The 20392-nt window shown below is 44.0% G+C and carries 19 protein-coding genes and 1 riboswitch; of the genes, 13 read left to right on the top strand and 6 right to left on the bottom strand.

The features are described 5' to 3' along the window. Nucleotides 1-28: 28 nt before the first annotated feature. Nucleotides 29-2476, bottom strand: a complete 2448-nt coding sequence (gene fadE, locus K0625_RS14390; protein WP_220110324.1) for an acyl-CoA dehydrogenase FadE — start codon at nucleotides 2474-2476, stop codon at nucleotides 29-31. 241 nt (nucleotides 2477-2717) lie between these two features. On the opposite strand from fadE, the gene K0625_RS14385 reads away from it, so the two are divergent. From K0625_RS14385 to K0625_RS14375, 3 genes are all read left to right on the top strand, one after another. Then, on the top strand, nucleotides 2718-3497 hold the full coding sequence (locus tag K0625_RS14385) for a class II glutamine amidotransferase (RefSeq protein ID WP_220110323.1): 780 nt from the start codon (nucleotides 2718-2720) through the stop codon (nucleotides 3495-3497). 189 nt (nucleotides 3498-3686) lie between these two features. Beyond that, nucleotides 3687-3953 carry a glutathione S-transferase N-terminal domain-containing protein gene (locus K0625_RS14380; RefSeq protein ID WP_220110322.1) on the top strand — a complete coding sequence of 89 codons (267 nt, stop codon included), beginning with the start codon at nucleotides 3687-3689 and terminating at the stop codon, nucleotides 3951-3953. Between the two features lie 4 nt (nucleotides 3954-3957). Continuing rightward, on the top strand, nucleotides 3958-4227 hold the full coding sequence (locus K0625_RS14375) for a putative quinol monooxygenase (RefSeq protein ID WP_220110321.1): 270 nt from the start codon (nucleotides 3958-3960) through the stop codon (nucleotides 4225-4227). 75 nt (nucleotides 4228-4302) lie between these two features. Here the strand turns inward: K0625_RS14375 and K0625_RS14370 are convergent, their stop codons facing one another. Next, complete coding sequence (locus K0625_RS14370; protein ID WP_232847107.1) at nucleotides 4303-5070, bottom strand: DUF3108 domain-containing protein; 768 nt, start codon at nucleotides 5068-5070, stop codon at nucleotides 4303-4305. Nucleotides 5071-5229: 159 nt separating this feature from the next. Further along, the gene (locus K0625_RS14365; RefSeq protein ID WP_012325217.1) at nucleotides 5230-5583 is read right to left on the bottom strand and encodes an MGMT family protein; all 354 of its coding nucleotides are present in this window, start codon (nucleotides 5581-5583) and stop codon (nucleotides 5230-5232) included. A 256-nt stretch (nucleotides 5584-5839) separates the two neighbouring features. On the opposite strand from K0625_RS14365, the gene K0625_RS14360 reads away from it, so the two are divergent. Next, nucleotides 5840-6529, top strand: a complete 690-nt coding sequence (locus tag K0625_RS14360) for a hypothetical protein (protein WP_220110320.1) — start codon at nucleotides 5840-5842, stop codon at nucleotides 6527-6529. A 68-nt stretch (nucleotides 6530-6597) separates the two neighbouring features. Here the strand turns inward: K0625_RS14360 and K0625_RS14355 are convergent, their stop codons facing one another. Then, nucleotides 6598-8325 (bottom strand): MFS transporter, encoded by a 1728-nt coding sequence (locus K0625_RS14355; RefSeq protein ID WP_220110319.1) that lies wholly within the window; start codon nucleotides 8323-8325, stop codon nucleotides 6598-6600. Nucleotides 8326-8535: 210 nt separating this feature from the next. On the opposite strand from K0625_RS14355, the gene def reads away from it, so the two are divergent. Then, nucleotides 8536-9027, top strand: a complete 492-nt coding sequence (gene def, locus K0625_RS14350) for a peptide deformylase (RefSeq protein WP_220110318.1) — start codon at nucleotides 8536-8538, stop codon at nucleotides 9025-9027. Nucleotides 9028-9371: 344 nt separating this feature from the next. Here the strand turns inward: def and K0625_RS14345 are convergent, their stop codons facing one another. Then, the gene (locus K0625_RS14345) at nucleotides 9372-10745 is read right to left on the bottom strand and encodes a HAMP domain-containing sensor histidine kinase (RefSeq protein WP_220110317.1); all 1374 of its coding nucleotides are present in this window, start codon (nucleotides 10743-10745) and stop codon (nucleotides 9372-9374) included. A 119-nt stretch (nucleotides 10746-10864) separates the two neighbouring features. On the opposite strand from K0625_RS14345, the gene K0625_RS14340 reads away from it, so the two are divergent. Then, a complete protein-coding gene (locus K0625_RS14340) occupies nucleotides 10865-11371 on the top strand; it encodes a DTW domain-containing protein (RefSeq protein WP_220110316.1) in 507 nt (168 codons plus the stop codon). A gap of 11 nt (nucleotides 11372-11382) precedes the next feature. On the opposite strand, the gene trhA is transcribed toward K0625_RS14340, so the two are convergent. Continuing rightward, complete coding sequence (trhA, locus tag K0625_RS14335; protein ID WP_220110315.1) at nucleotides 11383-12063, bottom strand: PAQR family membrane homeostasis protein TrhA; 681 nt, start codon at nucleotides 12061-12063, stop codon at nucleotides 11383-11385. Nucleotides 12064-12464: 401 nt separating this feature from the next. On the opposite strand from trhA, the gene K0625_RS14330 reads away from it, so the two are divergent. The 7 genes from K0625_RS14330 (at nucleotide 12465) to thiH (ending at nucleotide 20324) form a co-directional block, all read left to right on the top strand. Then, on the top strand, nucleotides 12465-13436 hold the full coding sequence (locus tag K0625_RS14330; protein ID WP_220110314.1) for a hypothetical protein: 972 nt from the start codon (nucleotides 12465-12467) through the stop codon (nucleotides 13434-13436). A 173-nt stretch (nucleotides 13437-13609) separates the two neighbouring features. Next, nucleotides 13610-13708: riboswitch (TPP riboswitch) on the top strand. A gap of 142 nt (nucleotides 13709-13850) precedes the next feature. Beyond that, nucleotides 13851-15809 carry a phosphomethylpyrimidine synthase ThiC gene (thiC, locus tag K0625_RS14325; RefSeq protein WP_220110313.1) on the top strand — a complete coding sequence of 653 codons (1959 nt, stop codon included), beginning with the start codon at nucleotides 13851-13853 and terminating at the stop codon, nucleotides 15807-15809. A gap of 3 nt (nucleotides 15810-15812) precedes the next feature. Next, nucleotides 15813-17420, top strand: a complete 1608-nt coding sequence (gene thiE, locus K0625_RS14320) for a thiamine phosphate synthase (RefSeq protein ID WP_220110312.1) — start codon at nucleotides 15813-15815, stop codon at nucleotides 17418-17420. Further along, nucleotides 17404-18162, top strand: coding sequence for a HesA/MoeB/ThiF family protein (locus K0625_RS14315; RefSeq protein ID WP_232847106.1), 759 nt, complete (start codon nucleotides 17404-17406; stop codon nucleotides 18160-18162). Before thiE ends, K0625_RS14315 begins: the two co-directional genes overlap by 17 nt. Nucleotides 18163-18199: 37 nt before the next feature. Next, nucleotides 18200-18409: a sulfur carrier protein ThiS gene (gene thiS, locus K0625_RS14310; RefSeq protein ID WP_220110311.1), complete on the top strand. Its 210-nt coding sequence runs from the start codon at nucleotides 18200-18202 to the stop codon at nucleotides 18407-18409. Nucleotide 18410: 1 nt separating this feature from the next. Further along, entirely contained in the window at nucleotides 18411-19175 is a 765-nt protein-coding gene (locus K0625_RS14305) for a thiazole synthase (protein ID WP_220110310.1), read from the top strand. A gap of 39 nt (nucleotides 19176-19214) precedes the next feature. Next, complete coding sequence (gene thiH / locus K0625_RS14300; RefSeq protein WP_220110309.1) at nucleotides 19215-20324, top strand: 2-iminoacetate synthase ThiH; 1110 nt, start codon at nucleotides 19215-19217, stop codon at nucleotides 20322-20324. Nucleotides 20325-20392: the final 68 nt, after the last annotated feature.

Below are 20392 nucleotides of genomic sequence, written 5' to 3'. Positions count from 1 at the left end.
CCTCCTTTTTTAATAGCAATTTAGCAGGTTATGCTGCTTGTTCATGTTTTGCCTTTGCGACAACCATAGCTTTAAGTTCATCAGGGTCAAAATCATCAACGTTAATTGATTTCATGCGCCCAATCTCTGTACGTTCAAGTAAGCTTATCTCATCTTCACTTAAAATCCCAAGCGCCTTACCTTCTGCAGCTACTTTATCTAACCAGATAAAGGGAAGGCGTTTGCCCGCTGCTTTACACACTTTATCGTGTAGAGGCTCACAAGCAATAATGTCTTTAAAGGTTTGCTCTTGAATACCGACAGGGTTGTTTTCACATGCGGTTAAGAACTGACCTTTAGCTAGTCGGTCTCGGCTAGCACAAGGAGTTTGCATTATCTTAGCCACTTTATGATCTAGTATGTCACTTGGACGCTTAAGAGGGCGACCAAACGGGAACATAATAACGCGAAGCACGCGGCCTAAGCCCATAGGAAAGTTATCGAGCAAGTCATCTAACGAGTCTTGTAACTTGTACAGTGAATCTTCAACAGCCCATTGTACTAGAGCAAGATCCTCTGTTTGACGGCCTTCATCTTGATAACGTTTTAGCGTGGCAGATGAGAGGTATAGCTGACTTAGTAGATCGCCTAATCGAGCCGAGATACGCTCTTTTCGTTTGAGATCTCCACCCAGAGTCGCCATTGCTAAGTCTGATAGCAGTGCTAGATTGGCACTAAAGCGATTCATATGTTGATAATAACGCTTAGTTTTATCTGAGTATGGGGCGTTAGAGAAACGGCTAGAGGTAAGCCCTAACCAGAAGCTGCGCACAAGGTTACTGGCGGTGAATCCAATATGACCGAATATCGCAGCATCAAAATCGTTTAATCCTTTCTCTGCATCTGTATCGAATGCTGATTCCATCTCTGCAAGTACATATGGATGACAGCGGATAGCACCTTGGCCATAGATGATCATCGAGCGGGTCAGAATATTCGCGCCTTCAACTGTAATAGCAATAGGTGCAGCTTGATAGCCTCTACCTAAGTAGTTATTCGGTCCAAGACAAACGCCTTTACCGCCGTGGATATCCATGGCATCGATAACACATTTTTGCATTCTATCGGTAAGGTGGAATTTAACGATAGCCGAGATAACAGAAGGCTTTTCACCCAGATCGATACCTGTGGTTGTTAGACTGGTGACCGCTTCCATTAGGTAAGCATTACCACCAATTCTTGCCATAGGCTCTTCAATGCCTTCAAGCTTGCCGATAGGTAGCTTAAACTGACGACGAATACGTGCGTAAGCGCCAGTAGCTACTGCAGCAGTTTTAATGCCACCTGCGGAGTTTGACGGTAAGGTGATGCCACGTCCAACAGATAAACACTCAACCAGCATACGCCAGCCTTGGCCAGCCATTTCAGGCCCACCTATGATAAAGCTCAGCGGTACAAATACCTCATTGCCTCGGGTGGGGCCATTTTGGAACATGCAGTTAAGAGGGAAGTGACGGCGACCAGTTTCAACCCCATCAATATCTGTTGGTATAAGGGCGCAGGTGATCCCTAGCTCCTCTTTATCTCCCAACAGTTTATCGGGATCTTGTAGTTTAAATGCAAGGCCAAGGACCGTGGCAACAGGTGCAAGCGTGATATAACGCTTGTTCCAGGTCAGTTTCATCCCTAGCACCTCTTCCCCTTCCCATTGACCTTTACACACGATGCCAAAGTCAGGGATAGCGCCTGCATCTGAGCCCGCTTCTGGGCTAGTGAGTGCGAAACAGGGAACCTCTAAACCTTTTGCCAGTCTTGGGAGGTAGTGGTCTTGTTGAGCTGGAGTACCGTAATGTTGCAGTAGCTCTCCTGGGCCTAAAGAGTTAGGAACACCGACGGTTGATGCAAGTTCGCTGCTAACGCCTGCGAGTTTCTGTAAGACGCGAGATTGGGCATAGGCCGAGTACTCAAGTCCGCCATATTTCTTTTTAATGATCATGGCAAAGAAACCGTGATCTTTTAGGTACTGCCAGATCTCCTGAGGTAGATCTCCTAGCTCATGGGATACTTGATGCTGATTAAGCATCTTACAGACCTCTTCGACTGGGCCGTCAATAAATGCTTGCTCTTCCGCTGTTAAGCGCGCTGTCGGATAGTTATGTAGCTTCTGCCAGTCAGGTTTACCGGCAAAAATATCCGCATCCCACCAGGTTGTTCCCGCTTCGATAGCTTCCTTTTCGGTCGATGACATCTCAGGCATGATGCCACGATACATCTTAAGCATCGGCTTAGTGAGGAAGTTTTTACGAAATGAGCTGATGTTAAGTGGCAATGCGATAACTAAAAAGATAATCCAAGTTAAGGGACTAACAGCTTCAGCTGCTGTGCCGATCGTTAGGACGATTGCGGCGATGAAACTAGATGTAAGCAGAGACACTCTGAGGTAGGTTAAAGCACCTAACACAAAAAGCATCGCAAGAGTCCAAAGTAGGGTAGTCACTGTTATTCTCCTTAATAAGGCGGCCTATCGATTGGCTGTTAGCCAATTATTTATATTGATCGATATCACAATTATAGGTTGTGGTCAGACCTGTGTCGCATAAAATTTAAACCTATGTGTTATTTAATACAAGCATTATTTAAAACAAACGTTTAAATATTTTGTTTTTGTACAAGATTCCACTTTCTGCTTCAAATAGTTAGAATAGAAAAAAGAAGTAAAAATAAAATAGGTTAATTTGATGTGCGAACTACTGGCGATGAGCGCGAATGTGCCGACAGATATTGTATTCAGTTTTACCGGTCTAGCGCAAAGAGGCGGTGTCACAGGGCCCCATGTCGATGGTTGGGGGATCACTTTCTATGAAGGTAAGGGCAGTCGCACGTTTAAGGACGCCTGCCCTAGTAGCGAATCTCATATTGCAAAGTTGATCCAATCATACCCGATTAAAAGTGAAGTGGTTGTGAGTCATATTAGGCAAGCCAATAGAGGTTGTGTGTCTTTGGAGAATACCCATCCTTTTACTCGTGAACTCTGGGGGCGTTATTGGACCTATGCTCATAATGGGCAACTGTCTGACTATGAAGATAAATTTATCGTGTCTCGTTTTCAACCTGTGGGAGATACCGACAGTGAGCAGGCATTTTGTTGGATTTTAGAGGAGGTAGTAAAGAAATTTGGTGAACAGCAGCCTAAAGAGCTTAAACCCGTATTTACTTTTATTGCAGGTTTAGCTGACGAGATCCGAGCCCTTGGTGTATTCAATATGATCTTAAGTGACGGCGACCACCTGATGAGTTATTGCAGCAATAATCTCTGTTATATCACCAGAAAGGCACCGTTTGGTCAGGCAAAACTTATCGATACTGATGTGGTTATCGATTTTAAAAAAGAGACCACGCCAAATGATATCGTCACTGTGATTGCAACACGACCGTTAACCAATAATGAAGAGTGGAATATATTGGGTGCTGGCGATTGGGAGCTGTTTTGTAAAGGGGAGAGGATTGAGTATCGATAGCTCTTTTAGCAATATAGAGTCATTAGCTGCTGTAAAATTGTCCTGTGTAATTTTATCTCTGTTTATAAGGTCTATCTGTATGGAGCAGGTAAGCGCTGTTTCATGTAGACGCTTTTATCTATGAGTGAATAGACTATTTTTGCATTTACCTGAGCCGTTTACTCATTCTATTTCACCTTCGGAGGCAAAATGTCAGCAACGTATTTGGATAACATTCAGCTCTATTACTTCAATACTTGTCCCTACTGCATAAAAGTGCTGTTAGCGATTAAGATGATGGGAGTCGACTTAGTTCAAAAAAATATTCACTCCAGCGCTAACCATAAAGCAGAACTGATAGAGGGGGGCGGTAAAAAACAGGTTCCGTGTCTTCGTATAGAGGAGGGAGCTGGTGTGCGCTGGCTCTATGAGTCTAATGACATTATTGAATACCTCAAGAGCGTGAAGGGAAGTTAGTTTTGTGCACGTTATTCTAGAAGGGTATATCGTCGTAAGCGCCGACGAGCTAGAAGTGGTGCAAAAGGCATTAGTTGAACACACTAGGTTGACTAGGCTGGAGGATGGCTGTTTACAATTTGAAGTTGTTCAAGATGTTGTTAATCAATATCAATTTAATGTCTATGAAGAGTTTATTAATCAAACTGCCTTTGAGTTGCACCAGACACGAGCCCGCCAATCTAGATGGGGGTTGTTGACTAAAAATGTCGAGAGGCATTATCAAATACGATAAAAACTTACCTTTTTACAAGCTATCTCCCAAATGATCTGTATCATTTGGGAGATTTACTGAATCTTGATAGGTGAATTATGGTTGGGGGGAATCGTCTGATCCGCTAGGTAAGCTCTTCGCTGTTTGTTGTGGTTCAGAGAATCGATAGTTTAATAGTTTAATATCCAGCTGTTTACTGCCCTTTTCAAAGTGGGTAAGGCGTACGGGAAGGTAGGCTAGATCGGGTGCCATCCAGAAAAATGTTTGGCGTTTTTTACTGTCTCTTACCACTTCAACCTTAATGGTTTCGTAACTGCCACTGTCAATATTCATGCGCTCTTTGCCGACAACGCGGAAATCATATTCATCTATCTCCCCCTCTTTGACCATGGCGTAGTGGAGCTCTTTTTTCCCTTTAACCATATCGAGTCGAAATTGAAGTTGTGCCATGAGGGGATCATATAACACTTCTGTGTAAGGGAGTTTAGCTCGCTCATCTTTATAGCGACTGTGAACTACTGATTGTCCCTTGGCGAAGGCAGTTTGCTCCTGAAAACTAGGACCTGTACCTTTACGATTATGGGTATAACGCATAGGCGTTAGTTGATCGCCATCTAAGGTAAATTCACTGCGCACATTCCTTCTGTCGGAAAGAACAAGCAGGCTTACATCGCTGTCAAAACGATATTGGTAGACATTGCCTTCGGCGATGGGAAGCTGATAGCGGGCTTTACCAAGTTCGATGTTGCCGTAATTAACTTGGTACTCAGCTGTTTGCGGTGTTAAAGGCGTAGGGGCTGCCGCAAGGGTGAAACTGGCGCTTAGAAGATGTGCTGCGACGATTAGATGTTTACTTACAGACAAAAGCGATCTCCTCGACTCGGTTATTTAATGTGTTCTTTACTACTTTTCGCTCGTTACAGCTGTAAGAGGTCCATGGGTGACAGATTAATTTGAGTGACAACAGGTTTTATTAATCTTGCTCCTCTAACCCTCTTATAGCAAGTCTGTTGAGGAGGGCGGTTAAAAAGGGATCTCGAACATAAGCGTAGCAAGATCTGGCTTCCACTCATATTGAGACAATAAAATTTTGCCTCGGTTCACTTCAACACCATCAAGTCTTAATCTCTCCATCTGATTTTGGTAGGCTTGAGTATTGCTTTCAAAAGAGATCTTTCCCTGACTATTAACCACTCTATGCCAAGGTAATGTCATCTCTTTTGGGGCTCGCTTTAGTGCTGTAGAGACATATCGGGCTCTACCTGGAAGGCCTGCCAAATCAGCGACTTTTCCATAGGAACAGACATAACCTTTAGGGATGAGGTTAACGATAAACCAAATTTTTTCGATTGGACTCACGGTTACTTGCTTTGACATAGGCACTTCATCAACAGATATTTCATAAACAGGCAGCCTTTAAAATAGATACCGTATTAATTCACTCATGTTATTTATCATAACCAGATATTAGGATGGTGACTAGGAATATGCTACAGAAACGCCTGAGGTTGATACATTTTTGCAGGTAATTGGTGAGCTGTGTTAAGTCGGTTACTTCGTTGTAATATATGGTGAAAACCGTTGATGCTGTATATTTTAAACGTGATAATAGGATTTTTTCACGGTGTGACCAATGCCAAACCTTATTCGAGTGACTCTGCCATTAATGGCTGCTCTTCTCTCCACTGTTTCTCTCTCTGCTCAGGCTCAGCTAAACCGTCATATAGCGGATCCTCTCAACCTAAAAACATCCCTAGGTATTGGCTTTGATGCCGATGTGTTTAAGGTGGGTGGACGGTTAGGAGGTGAGTCACAAAAGATCGAGTTACATACCAATATGGGAGGAGATAAATGGACACTATCTTATCTGTATGCGCCTGCATCTTCAGGCAACAACTTAAATATTAGTGCCAAGGTTAATCATGGCAAAACGGACACTGAGATAGGTCGGCTAAGCCATTATCAGTATCAATTTGGTGTTATAAGTGAGTATGTCGGTTGGTATGAGACATTAGTCTTTACTGAGCTTGCTGCAAATTATCTTAGTATCGATGAGCACTCTAGCAGTAACAGTTTTGCGGCAAATGCCAGTTTCTCTGTGCTAAAGCCTTGGAGCGACCGATGGTATAACCAACTGACTACCCAAGCGAGTGTCGCCATTGATGGTCGTGAGCGTTTTGAGGGCGAAGCTTGGCTGTCACTGGGTTATCGTTTAAGCGAGCAGTGGTCATGGGAGGTGAGGTATCGCTATGAAGCTCATCGTATTGATGAGATTGAGTATGAAGATACTCAATGGGTATTTGCACTGCAGTCTCAGTTTTAATTGAGTATTTAGCATCTAACAAGGCTTAGGCGCATGGGATTAAACGACATGCGCCTTTTAGAATCACTTTATATCCTTGCTTCCTCAACAGGTGATTGAGTTATCTGCTGCTCTACGAGCTTGCTGGCACTGAACTTATTGAAAAGTACTAGTCCAATGGCGGTCAGAAGTCCAAACCCTCCTATGATAAACCACATCAAATCTGGTCGACCTGCCTGCTTTGCAACTTCAGAGTAAAGGTAGCCAGAGAGCGGACCGGCAAGTAGAAAGCCGATGGCCGATGACACGAAGTAGTAACCCATAAACATGGCTTTCTTATCTTGTGGTGCAAAACTGGCGACATACTCCTGACTTTTTGGTGATGCGACCATCTCACCAATAGAGAAGACGAGAATGGAGGTCAAAACCATGACGCCGCCCATGATCATGCCGTGAGCTATTCCGCCTAGCGCCGTTCCAAGAGCCAAGATCACGGTTCCACCGACAAGTACTGGCAACGCTTGAAAACGTTCAATGAAACGACTAACTATGATCTGCAGCAGCACGATAGAGAGGAAGTTAAGCCCTATTAAGTATTCTGGGTTGACCTGCCTATGTTGATTAGCCCAGTTTTGAGCCAATTCGCTGGCTTTAGCCGGATCGATTGAAATACTGATAAGGCCTTGGCCTAATTCATTCATCGGTACCATTACCTTTAAGTGAACGAGCTCGAAATAGGCGTGCTTTATATCAATCTCCCTGCTAGAAACAGCTTGGGCTAGTCTTAACAGCTCTGTTTTCAGTGCATCTAACTCGACGTGGGCAAAAAACTCTAGCAGCTGGGGATATTGAGCTAACATGGCGACCAGATCTGATGTATCGACAAAATCGCGAATATAGATAGGTAAAGTGATAAATATTTGCTGATAAACCATCCAGAAACCGGACAAGATCAAAAGATAGATGACGAAAGGTTTGTTTCCTACCGTGATCTTCTGTCTGTACCAAGGCCTATCTTTTTGCGTGTTGGCACTTAGATCCCAGAGATAGTGGCCCAAAAACCAGCCAAGATAGATGACCAGTGTTTCATTGCCTGTTAACCACTTAGCCCCATAAGCCATTAAGATCACTAAAGTACCAAAGAAGAGGATTGCAAATCGTAGGTTTCCGAGTACCTCTTGAATATCCGATAACACAGCTTTCAGTGGTTTTCCTTTCTGCTTCGCTTGATCTGTGGGTTCTTGATAAAAAAGTAGAGCAGGGATGAAGTTCACTGCGATCCAGAACGAGGACATGATAAAGACCCAATCCCAACTGATCGCGCGCACATACCCAGCGATAAATGGACCAAGAAAGCCACCGACATTGACCATCATATAAAAAATACCGAAGCCTAGACCTCGGTTGGTTTCATCTGTTGTTCTAGCCACAGTGCCAGTTACCACAGGTTTAAAACAGGCTGCACCTAATGCAACTCCCATAAAGGCAATAAAGAAACCTGCAAAAGAGTTAACCTGGCCAAGTAAGAAGTAACAGGGACTCATAATGGCGTATGCCAGTAGGAACATTTTCCGGTATCCATATCTATCGGCTAGTGCGCCAGTAAGTACTGGGAACAGATAGAGGAAGAAGGGGATCATCCCCTGTAATAGGCCTCGCTCCTGCTCACTAAATCCTAGTCCTCCCTGTAGTATTGGTGAGGTCATATAGAGTGATGACAGGGTAAAGAAACCATACCAAGCCAAACGCTCAAAAATCTCCATGGTATTTGCCACAAAAAAAGTCTTTGGCAACGGAGTTCGTGCAACTCTAGTCATTATTGTCACTTCCGTATATTTTATACATTTTGTTATGCTAGCGATAACAAAAGAGTAATACAAGCGAGAAAGTCTGTTATTTATCGATAAAGATGCACGTGGCAAGCCTATGAAATTGAAAATTTCGATTAGAACAATCTATTGTTAAAGTTGCCTTTAGAAAAAAATAAGTCATAATGACGCCAAATTTTTCTCTGAAATGTGATCTAAATGGCTGTACTCGATATTCTCACCATCCCTGATGAACGACTAAAAAGAAAAGCTAAGCCGGTAACAGATATCAGCGCGGTGCAGGGTTTTATTGATGATCTATTAGAAACCATGTACCACACCGATGATGGAATTGGTTTAGCTGCAACACAAGTTGGCAGTGAACATGCGATATTGGTTATCGATCTGTCACCGGAAAGAGATCAACCTCAAGTCTTGATCAATCCTGAGATAGTCTCTGCAGAGGGGGAGTTTGTCGGTGAAGAGGGATGTTTATCTATTCCTGGTTACCGAGCTAAAGTCGCCAGAAATGAGAAGGTGAAAGTGACAGCGCTCGATAGAGAGGGGACACCTTTTGAAATTGAAACTGATACCTTTTTAGCGATAGTGCTTCAACATGAGATGGATCATCTCAATGGCGTCGTGTTTACCGATCACCTTTCTAAGTTAAAGCAGCAAATAGCACTCAGAAAAGTGAGCAAATACGCTTAAAGTAAGCGGTGTATTTCAATTAAAGCCCATTATACCCAAGCTACCTCAAGATACTCGTTTCAGAGCCCCCGTAGGATAGCTGATCAAGGAAGTGATTGAGGATAATGGTTATTCCCTTGTTGATATCACTAACACAGTGCAGCGATTCTACGGGAGCTCCCGAAGGGCATGGCGAGAAGCAACATTTTTCTGTGTTATGAAATATTGAATTAGAATAACTAGTCCTACTATTTCATGCCTTGAACTCTGTCACTTCTCGACATGCTGAATCCTGCATCTTGAAGTTGTTTGGGTATATCTTTAGGTAATGGGCTTTTTAACGATATGAGTTAGTGTTAAATGGGCTAGCTTGGAAGATGTAAACTAATTTTAAAGCCGCCTTTATCTAAATTCTCGGCAACAGCTTCGCCTCCTAACAGTTTCATGCTCTGTTTTACTATCGCTAAACCTAAGCCATAACCCCCTTGACTTGAATGCCTTGCATCATCCATGCGAGTGAAAGGGTTAAACACGGTTTCTAACTCTGAGTGCTCAATCCCTGGGCCATCATCCATAATGACGAGAGCAACGCCGTTAGAGGTCTTAATGTAGCTCACTTCTATAGTACAGCACTCTCCCGCATACTTAAGTGCATTTCTGAGTACATTATCTATGGCCCGAGTTAACAGGCCTAGATCAGTGTTGAGAGTGACAGTGTCCGGCTGTGAGTGCCAGATAATGGTTTGTCCCACTTTAGCTTCGAATTCAATATCGTTTAGCGATCTGCTGCGGATCTCATTGATTGGAACTGCTTGTATGTTGAGATCAATATAAGCGTTGTTGAGTCGACTGAAATTAAGCATGGTATTGATCAACGCTGACATCTCTGCATTTTCATGTTCAAGTCTATGTAACAGAGTAAGATGTGAGTCATCAAGTTGTTTGCTTAAGAGGTGAAGTGCCAGCTCTTGTCTAGCTAACGGGGTACGCAGCTCATGCGAAACATCCCTTAATAATCTTTGTTGGTTCAGCATCGACTGCTGGACTTGCTCCGCCATATGGTCAAACTCGGTGGCTAACTTATAAAACTCAGGTTCTTTGGTGGAGAAGTGCTGGGCAATACGGGTATTAAGATCTCCACTTGCTAATGCTTGTGTGCCAGCTTGCAGGTGTGTCAGCGGAGTGATCAAGTATTTGCTTAGGATGGAGCTAAACATCACGAGCACAGCAAAGCCGACGAGTGTACGGATTATCCATAAGCTACTACTTAACTGTTGTGCCGGATGAAGCGCGGCATTGAGCTGCACCACTAACGTTAAGTCTTGCCGTTTATTATTGATAAGATACTCACCTAAAGGAACTGCGATTAAGGGCTTTTGCACGCGATCCCCCATCGGCTGTTTAAGCTGCTTTAAATACTTAAGCTTAAAAACAAAATGAGGATGCATCTCTCGCTTAGTGATTGTTTGAAGATCGTTATTGAGAATAAAAAGAGTGAATACCTGCTGTTTTTCCCATTGAGAAAGCCCCTCTATATCACTGTTTTTGATAAAGACTTTTGCTTCATTGGCAAGTTCTGTGAGTTGCTCTTGTGTGGTTGAAGGTAAAGTGAGCAATTTATTCAATACCAAGCTTTCAATGGCGGTTGCTATCAGTAAAATAGCTAAAAGTGAGATGGCAAAGTAGCTGAATAACTTAAACTGCAGATGTGAAAAAAGGCCTGATATTGGTAGAAGCATAGTAGATGGCTTACTTAAAGCGCCATGTAATGATAATTGTTCGCAATTATAACCGGGTCATAGCGTATCTGCTAGTAGAGAGTGCGAAGAGGAATATATTTAATGTTGGGCGTAGATAGATGAAGGTTATTTTATTAACCCATGAAAGAGAGGTTTCGCGTTTAACCAATACAGGGCTAGTAGCGCTAGAGCGATTTCCCGACTGGTGCGCACGTGTGATCTGGTCAAGAGTTGAACCAGATGATGAGATAGTAGATCTACTATCCAGTAAGAGGGCGGCAGTGCTTTTTCCAAAACCAGTTTTGTCCAAAGAGACTGGTGATTCAATGGTTCAAGCCCCAATGGAGGAGTTAAACCTGTATTTGAATGAGATACCTGAAATTATCATTATTTTAGATGCAATCTGGCAAGAGGCGAGAAAGATGATAAGGCAGAGTCCCTATCTTGCCACTGCGAACAAATATGCATTAACACAGGGAGGAGACTCTCAGTTTAACTTGAGGCGCAATCAGATCCCTGGAGGCTTATGCACTTTAGAATGTATTATCCAACTGTGTCATTCAGCCAAGATGAGTGAAGAAGCATTGGAGCTGGAAGCTGCCTATATTGCATTAAATCAAAGATAATACAGCTTTAGTTAAAGTAAGGTGAGGTAGACACAGAGGAAGTGACTGATGGCGCCCGCGAGTACAAATAGATGCCAAATAGCATGATTATAGGGGATCCGTTTACCCACATAAAACACCACCCCTAGGCTGTAAAAAAGACCGCCAGCTAATAGAAGTTGAAACCCTAATGGTGACATCGCCGCAATCATATCACTCATTACGGTGACGCATAGCCAACCCATGGCAAGATAAAGCATCACGCTGAATTTCTTAAAGCGATGAATAAACAGGGTTTTAAATAACACACCCGCTACAGCCAAAGACCAGATCGCAACTAAAATAATAGTGGCTTGTTCGCCTTTAAGTGCGATTAACATCAATGGTGTATAGGTTCCAGCAATAAGAAAGTAGATAGCGCAATGATCAGCTATTTTCAGTCTATGTTTCCACTTTGGGTTTGAGACGCTGTGGTAAGCCGTCGAGCAGGAAAAGAGTAAAATAATACTGCTACAGTAGATCACAACACCTAGCATCTGAACAGAAGTTAGCGTGTCTTGCCCTTTGATGATAGAGAAAATAAGTCCCACGATACCTGCGATAACCCCTAGGGCATGACTGATGCTGTTTGCTAGCTCTTCATGAAGTGTATAGCCACTAGAATTAAGCGTTTGTTCAATTGGGGCTTGATGGCATATTTCCTGTGATGGCATAGAGTAAATCAACTTCTGGTTAGACCTTTTTAACGAGTCTAACAGCATTAACTAACTAACACTAGAGTTGAGCGTACACGTGTACGCTTATTTTTTATTTATATGATTGAAGATTTGACCTTTGTCCTTTTTATGTGAGTTGGCTAAGCAAAAGAAAATTATTCAATTAAAGGCTGAAGGAACTTTATATCCATATCTTTATCTTAATAGCAATTGGTATAGAGATATGTTCACTGCTTATCGGGTCGAGATAGGTGTCAATAAGCTCGATATAAATCGCCTTGATATAAATAGGCTCGATATAAATGGAATTGATATAACAAGAGATGGAAAGTAATAAACACTTGGTAAACGCCCAAACTCCCCAAGATGACTTAGTTAAGAGTTTAACGAAGGACTTAATGAAGAGCGGTTTGGACTCTGTAGATGAGCCTCATCTGCAGCCCTTTGTGGCTAAGCGTCAAGACTTAACTGAGGATGATTTGCTTCACGATGGCAGACTAGTGGGAGCAAGCTCTGAAGAGGAGCTACCGTCAGGTACTAGCTTTAGCGCTAGTGATACAAGTGCTAGGGATACAGAGGTAGGTCAGCTGCAGGCCTCTCAATTAACGCCGCGCCATAGACAACCAACTCTTGTATTACTCTTCGTGTTTATTGGTCATTTTGTGTTAATTGGTATGTTGCACCATGTTTGGCAACCACAGAGGTTAGCTCTTCCCGAGCACAAAGCGCCTAAATTGAGCTCCTATATCTACTATGAGCCTAAGGTAGAACCTAAAGTGATAAAAGAGATGGTAGAGCCAATTAAAAATATCGTGAAAGAGGAGGTGAGTGTTAGCCCTGAGCCAGAAGATAAGCCCCTAGTTCAAGTGAGCGACTTTCCTCAAACTAGAGAGGATAAGGAGGAGGTTAGCGTTAAAGCACAAGAGAGCTTGAAGTTAGATGTTATAGCAAGCAAAGAGGCTGATAGCAGTCACGACAAGGTAAGAGTGAAATCTGAGGGGAGTTTAAGTCAATCAACACGTAACTACTTTCAGCGCCAGAGGGAGCAAGCACTTGATGAGCTTGTGATATCACAGTCAGATAGATACACCAGAAAACGTTCGTTAAGTGAGATGGATGGCGATATGATTATCTTGTCGCTTCCAGAGCATAATGTTTGGGAAGAGACAAAAACCTTAGACAGTAACTTAGATCCCAATAGAATCGTCAAGCAAGGTTCAACTTGTTACCGAATAGTCAAAACCCCAAATCCACTTAACCCCCATGCGGAGAATTTAGGCTACCCATTTCGATGTGATGGAAAGTCGTTGGTGTCAGATCTGCAAAAAGCGATAGCTAAGCGGGCTGAAAAGATGGGAATAAAACGCTAATCTATTTGTGAAATATTTTCACTTTAAATGTCGTGAGTTAAACTTAATTTTTGGTGTTTACTTTTTAGTCACTATTTATCAACTGTTTAGTAGAGGTTAAAAAATTCATTGGTGTTCCATTTAGTTTGGTTTTATTGGCTTGTTTAGCCAGCAGTTTTACGTTTATACTCTTTGGCATCTTGTCGGAGTGCCTAAAGGCTGAGACCGTTAATTCGGGATCCGTTGAACCTGATCGGGTTAATACCCGCGAAGGAAACAAGCATGATAAAAACAATTAATTCGAATGTTAAATGAGTCATTAAATCACCATTCGATCTATTTTTTTATCTGATGCGTCTTCATTTTTTGTTGATGTACCTGCTATTCAACATCTCCTGGCAAGCAACTTCATTTCTTTTTTAAGTGAGATTGCTTATGTCAAATCGTCGTGCAACCCGAGCTCAAGCTCAACAATTTATTGATACCTTAACACCGCTTCAACACCCTAATTCAGAAAAGGTTTATCTGACGGGAAGTCGTGAAGATTTGCGTGTTGGTATGCGCCAAATTTTACAATCCGATACCTTAGTGGGCGGCACCGAAGCTGATCCCATTCTCGAGTCCAACCCACCCCTAAAAGTTTATGATTGTGCTGGGCCATATTCAGATCCTGATGCTGAGATAAATGTACGCGCAGGCTTGAATAAATTTAGACAAAGCTGGATTGAGGAGCGAGGTGATACTGAGCAACTTGCAGGTGTCAGCTCAGGCTTTACGCAACAACGTTTAGCTGATGACGGCTTAGATCACCTGAGGTTTGATTCACTGCTTCCTCCGCGTAGAGCACAATCAGGCAAGCGTGTGACTCAACTTCACTATGCAAGACAAGGCATTATCACTCCTGAGATGGAGTATATTGCTATCCGTGAAAATATGGAGCAGGCGGGGATCACCGATCCGGTTTTGAGACAAAAAGCTAAAGGGGAAAGCTTTGGTGCATCCATCGAACATGTGATCACCCCTGAGTTTGTGCGTCAAGAGGTTGCTCGCGGTCGTGCAATTATTCCTTTGAACATTAATCACCCTGAAGCTGAGCCTATGATCATTGGCCGTAACTTCTTGGTTAAGGTGAATGCCAATATCGGAAACTCTGCCGTGACCTCATCTATTGAGGAGGAGGTTGAGAAACTGGTTTGGTCAACCCGCTGGGGCGCAGATACCGTGATGGATCTCTCCACTGGCCGCTACATTCATGAAACCCGTGAGTGGATAATACGTAACTCTCCGGTGCCGATAGGAACCGTACCCATCTATCAAGCATTGGAGAAGGTCAATGGCGTTGCTGAAGATCTTAACTGGGAGGTGTTTAGAGATACCTTAGTTGAGCAGGCTGAGCAAGGTGTTGATTACTTTACGATTCATGCGGGTGTTCTACTTCGTTATGTACCCATGACGGCAAAACGGGTGACAGGTATTGTATCTCGTGGTGGCTCGATCATGGCCAAGTGGTGTTTGTCTCATCATAGCGAAAACTTCCTCTATGAACACTTCAGAGAGATCTGTGAATTGTGCGCCGCCTACGATGTATCGCTTTCATTGGGTGATGGCATGCGTCCAGGCTCTATCGCCGATGCCAACGATGAGGCGCAGTTTAGTGAATTAGAGACCTTAGGCGAGCTGGTTAAAATAGCTTGGGAGTACGATGTTCAAACCATCATAGAAGGCCCTGGACATATTCCTATGAATCTGATCAAGGAGAATATGGATAAGCAGTTAGCACTCTGTGACGAAGCACCGTTTTACACTTTAGGGCCGCAAACTACCGATATTGCTCCTGGTTATGATCATTTTACATCTGGGATAGGTGCGGCAATGATCGCATGGTATGGCTGCGCCATGCTCTGTTACGTTACCCCTAAAGAGCACCTTGGTCTGCCCAATAAAGAAGATGTTAAGCAAGGGCTTATCGCATACAAAATTGCCGCTCATGCAGGTGATGTGGCTAAAGGGCACCCAACGGCGCAGATCCGTGACAATGCACTCTCTAAGGCAAGGTTTGAGTTCCGCTGGGAAGATCAATACAACTTAGGGCTAGATCCTGAGACTGCTCGCGCTTATCACGATGAGTCTCTGCCTCAAGAGTCGGCAAAAGTGGCTCACTTCTGCTCCATGTGTGGGCCTAAATTCTGCTCTATGAAGATTAGCCAAGAGGTACGTGATTACGCCGCGTCTCAAGAGGTGGAGCTGCAATCTCATGCCAGTTATCAGGCTAAAAGTGCCTCAGAGATAGAAACGGGAATGGCGCAGATGTCAGCAGAGTTCAAGGCTAAAGGTGCTGAGCTTTACCATGAAGCAGGAGCTGTTGATGAAGAGCTTGCGGACGCAGAGGCTTAATCGATGGCAAACTCAACACTGAGTTCTTCAGTTAACAAGCCTATAGTCTGGACGATTGCCGGTTCTGATAGCGGTGGCGGGGCAGGCATACAAGCTGACTTATTAACCATACACGATCTTGGCTGTCACCCCTGCAGTGCCATTACCTGTTTAACGGCGCAATCTTCTGTGGCCGTTAATTTGGTTGAGGCTGTTTCCCCTCAGATGTTTCAGTCACAGCTTGATACCTTACTGCATGATCTGCCACCAGTTGCGATAAAAATTGGGCTGTTAGCGAATCAAAGTCAGGTTGTGATGTTAGCGAGCTGGTTAAAGAAGAGGTTAGCTGAGTATTGTAAGCAAGCAGGTATCGAGGTGAGTGTGATCCTCGATCCTGTGATGTTTGCTACCTGTGGCGATAATCTAAATTCAACTTTAGACTTTTCGCCATTTAAAAGTTTACTCACCTTAATTACGCCCAATATTACCGAGCTAGCCGCGCTGGTGGACATAAAAGCCAAGCCTGCTCTTGCAATGAGTGGAGCTGAATCAACTTTAGTCGATCAAGCTGATTGTGTATTAGCGGCTGAACTGTTATCAGAGCAACTTAACTGCCATGTGTTAGCCAAAGGAGGCGATCTTGGGCCAACTTGGCTTAGGGATTGCGCTCAAGATATTTTTGTTTGTAGAGAGGAAAAAGGGATCTCTACTTTGCACCAAGGAAGAACCTTTCTGCTGTCAGGCCCACGTATAAACAGTGATAATACTCATGGCAGTGGTTGCACCTTGAGCTCTGCTATTGCCAGTGTGATGGGACAAGGTTATGTGCTCCATGATGCCATCGTGATAGCAAAAGCCTATGTGACTGCTGGGATCGCGGCGAGTTTTCAGCCAGGGAGTGGGGCAGGAACGCTCGCTCGTACTTCTTGGCCATCAGATCTGACTCTCTATCCAAGTATCTCTGTATTGGACTCCGGCCCATCGCTGCCAGGTAGTATCAAGTTTAAACCAATTGTTGAGCGACTAGGCCTTTACCCTGTTGTTGCTGATTTGACGTTATTACACTCCTTGCTTGAAGCGGGAGCTAAAACCATTCAGCTCAGAATAAAAGATGGGTTAACTGATGATATTGAGCAGCAGATCTGCTCGGCGATTCAATTAGGTCGAGATTATAAAGCTAAGCTGTTTATTAACGATCATTGGCAACTTGCACTTAAGCATGGGGCTTATGGAATACACCTTGGACAGGAAGACCTTTACACGGCTGATTTGACCAAAATAGCGAGTGCGGATATCGCGTTAGGTGTGTCGAGTCATAGTTATTTTGAACTGCTGATTGCCCATCAGATAGCTCCATCATATATCGCTCTAGGGCATATATTTCCAACCACCACAAAGGTGATGCCATCTAAGCCTCAGGGGCTTAATAAACTAAGGCAATATGTTGAGCTGCTAGGCTCTCATTACCCTTTGGTTGCCATAGGGGGCATTGATGAGTCGAAACTTGAAGCGGTAAAGCACACTAGAGTTCATGACATTGCTGTAGTGAGGGCGCTCACTCAAGCTGAAGATCCAGCTGGTGCATTTAGGATGCTTACTCAAAAGTGGGAGACGTATGATGCCACTGAGTGACAGTGATTTTATGCGCTATTCGAGGCAGCTCTTGTTACCTGAAGTGGGGGAGCAGGGTCAGCTTGCCCTAAAAAATGCCAAGGTGTTACTCATTGGTGTTGGTGGCTTAGGCCAGCTTGCAGCCCAGTATTTGGCAGCCTCCGGTGTGGGAAAGATTATCTTAGCTGACGACGATAGGGTTGAAGTCTCTAATTTGCCCAGACAACTTCTCTTTGATGGTGGTGATATCGGTGAATATAAATCGGTACGCGGGAGCCAGAAGTTGATGCAAAGGTACCCGATGTGTGAGTTTCAAAGTATCACGCAGCGGTTATCTGCTAAGAATATCAACAGATACATAGAAGGGGTCAACCTTGTACTCGATTGCAGTGATAACTTGCCTACGCGTCACACTGTGAACCAAGCCTGCATTAAAGCTAATACACCATTGGTTACCGCATCTGTTGCCCATTTCACTGGTTTTCTCTTTGCGGTTGATATGCAAAGAGCGCCGAAGGCGGGCTGTTACCACTGCCTGTTTCCCCAAGACACACAAGTGACTCAGAACTGCAGCACAGCGGGCGTATTGGGTCCTATGGTAGGGACGCTAGCTTCTATGCAGAGCCTTATGGCGATGAATATTCTGATGGGAGTGGGTAAGCCATTTGGGAAGCTACTTAGATTTGATGGGCTCAAGTTTTCTTGGCATGAAGCATTGCTGAGCCAAGATCCTGCTTGTCCTGTTTGTCGAATCTATACTTAGACGCGGCAGTATAACGCTAGTGCTTAGAGGAAAGCTGATGGAAAATGTGAAAATCTGGATAAATGATGAGCCCTTAACAATCTCTAGCGAGCTAAATTTAGCGGCGCTCATTGAGGGTCAAGGGGTTAAGGAAAAATCTGTGGCTCTGGTGTGTAACTCAGTGCTGGTTCCCAGAACAGCTTGGCAGGAACGGCGTTGTAAAGAGGGCGATAAAATAGAGATCTTCTCTGTGGTTGCAGGAGGCTAAAATGTTGAAAATAGCGGAGCATGAGTTTCATTCAAGACTGTTTACTGGCACGGGAAAGTTTTCATCTTCTAACATTATGTTAGCAGCGATTAGAGGTTCTGAGTCTGAACTGGTCACCATGGCGATGAAAAGGCTAGATCTTAAAACTGGCAGTGATGACATCTTATCGCCTCTTTTACAAAGTGGTATTAAGCTTTTGCCCAATACTGCCGGAGCAAGAAACGCAAAAGAGGCGATTTTTGTCGCTGAGCTTGCTCGAGAAGTGCTTAATACCAATTGGATTAAATTAGAGATACATCCTGATCCGAAATATTTAATGCCAGATCCTATAGAAACATTAGAGGCGGCGAGGGAGTTATGCGAAAAGGGATATGTGGTCCTGCCCTATATTCATGCCGATCCCGTGTTGTGTCGACGTCTAGAGGAGGTTGGGTGTGCGGCTGTGATGCCTTTGGGGAGTCCTATTGGCTCTAATCAGGGGCTGGCTACCGAGCCATTTCTCAAGATCATCATCGAGCAGGCGAATGTTCCAGTGATTGTTGATGCGGGGATCGGTGCACCGTCTCAAGCGCTCAGAGCGATGGAGTTAGGTGCCGATGCGGTGTTGGTCAATACGGCGATAGCAAGTAGCGCCGATCCTATAGCCATGGGGCAATGCTTCGCCCAGGCTGTGCAAATCGGTAGGGCTGCCTACCTTGCAGGGCTGGGTCAGGTGAGCCAGCAGGCTATAAATACCAGTCCACTGACGGGGTTTTTAAATGAGTAGTAAGCCTCAAGTATTCCTTAAATTAACGATGGGATTTAAATGAGCTTTCTTAGTTATTTACAAGGGCTATCACGTGAAAAGTTGTCCCTAAAACTATACTCATGCACAGGGAGAGATGTTGAGCAGGCGTTGCAACATCCTGAAGGCTCATTAGAGAGTCTATTGGCGCTCCTATCTCCAGCCGCAGAGTCTTATTTGGAACAGATGGCACAAACCTCAGCACGTCTCACTCGCCAACGTTTTGGGGCTAATATTGGCATGTATCTGCCGTTATATCTTTCTAACCTGTGTGCTAATGAGTGTGACTATTGTGGCTTTAGCATGAGCAATCGCATTAAGCGTAAGACCTTGAGTCTAGATGAGTTAAATGCAGAGATGCGAGTGGTAAAAGCAATGGACTATGACTCAATATTACTGGTTTCAGGTGAACATGAAACTAAAGTGGGCATTGATTACTTTAGTTCAGTTCTGCCAAGTGTTAAAAGTCAGTTTAGTTATGTGGCGATGGAGGTTCAACCACTTAAAGAAGCTGAATATTCACAGTTGGCGAGACTTGGACTCGATGCCGTGATGATCTATCAAGAAACCTATAACCCGCAAACCTATGCCCAGCATCATACTCGAGGGAATAAACAACATTTTGAGTATCGTCTTCAAACTCCTGAAAGGGTGGCTAGGGTAGGCATAGATAAAATAGGTTTAGGCGTACTGCTTGGTCTAGATGACTGGCGTTTAGACGCACTGTTAATGGGTCATCACTTAGCTTATCTGGAGTCTAATTTTTGGCGAAGCCGCTACAGTGTATCGTTACCTAGATTGCGTCCCTGCACTGGTGGTATATCGCCTAAAGTTGAATTAACAGATAGAGGATTAGTACAGCTTATTTGCGCATTTAGACTCTTTAATCATCAACTTGAGATCAGTCTATCGACTCGCGAGTCTGCGGTCCTTAGGGATAACCTGTTTGGATTGGGAGTGACTCAGTTAAGCGCAGGCAGTTCGACACAACCTGGTGGCTACTTAGCGCCAGATACTCAGCTTGATCAATTTGAGATAAGTGATGAGCGTACACCGACTGAAGTTTGCGCAGCAATGAAAGTGAGAGGTTTTAATCCTGTTTGGAAAGATTGGGAGTCAGCTTGGGTATAGCAGGTGTTACAGATATGATAGGCATAAAAGCAGCGTTAACACTGTACTTTTAAGCCGGTGTGGTTAAT

It is taken from the genome of Shewanella nanhaiensis, from assembly GCF_019457885.1.
GTDB lineage: Bacteria > Pseudomonadota > Gammaproteobacteria > Enterobacterales > Shewanellaceae > Shewanella > Shewanella nanhaiensis.
The sequence above is the reverse complement of the archived record's forward strand: the minus strand, read 5'-3'. Positions and strand labels throughout refer to the sequence as shown.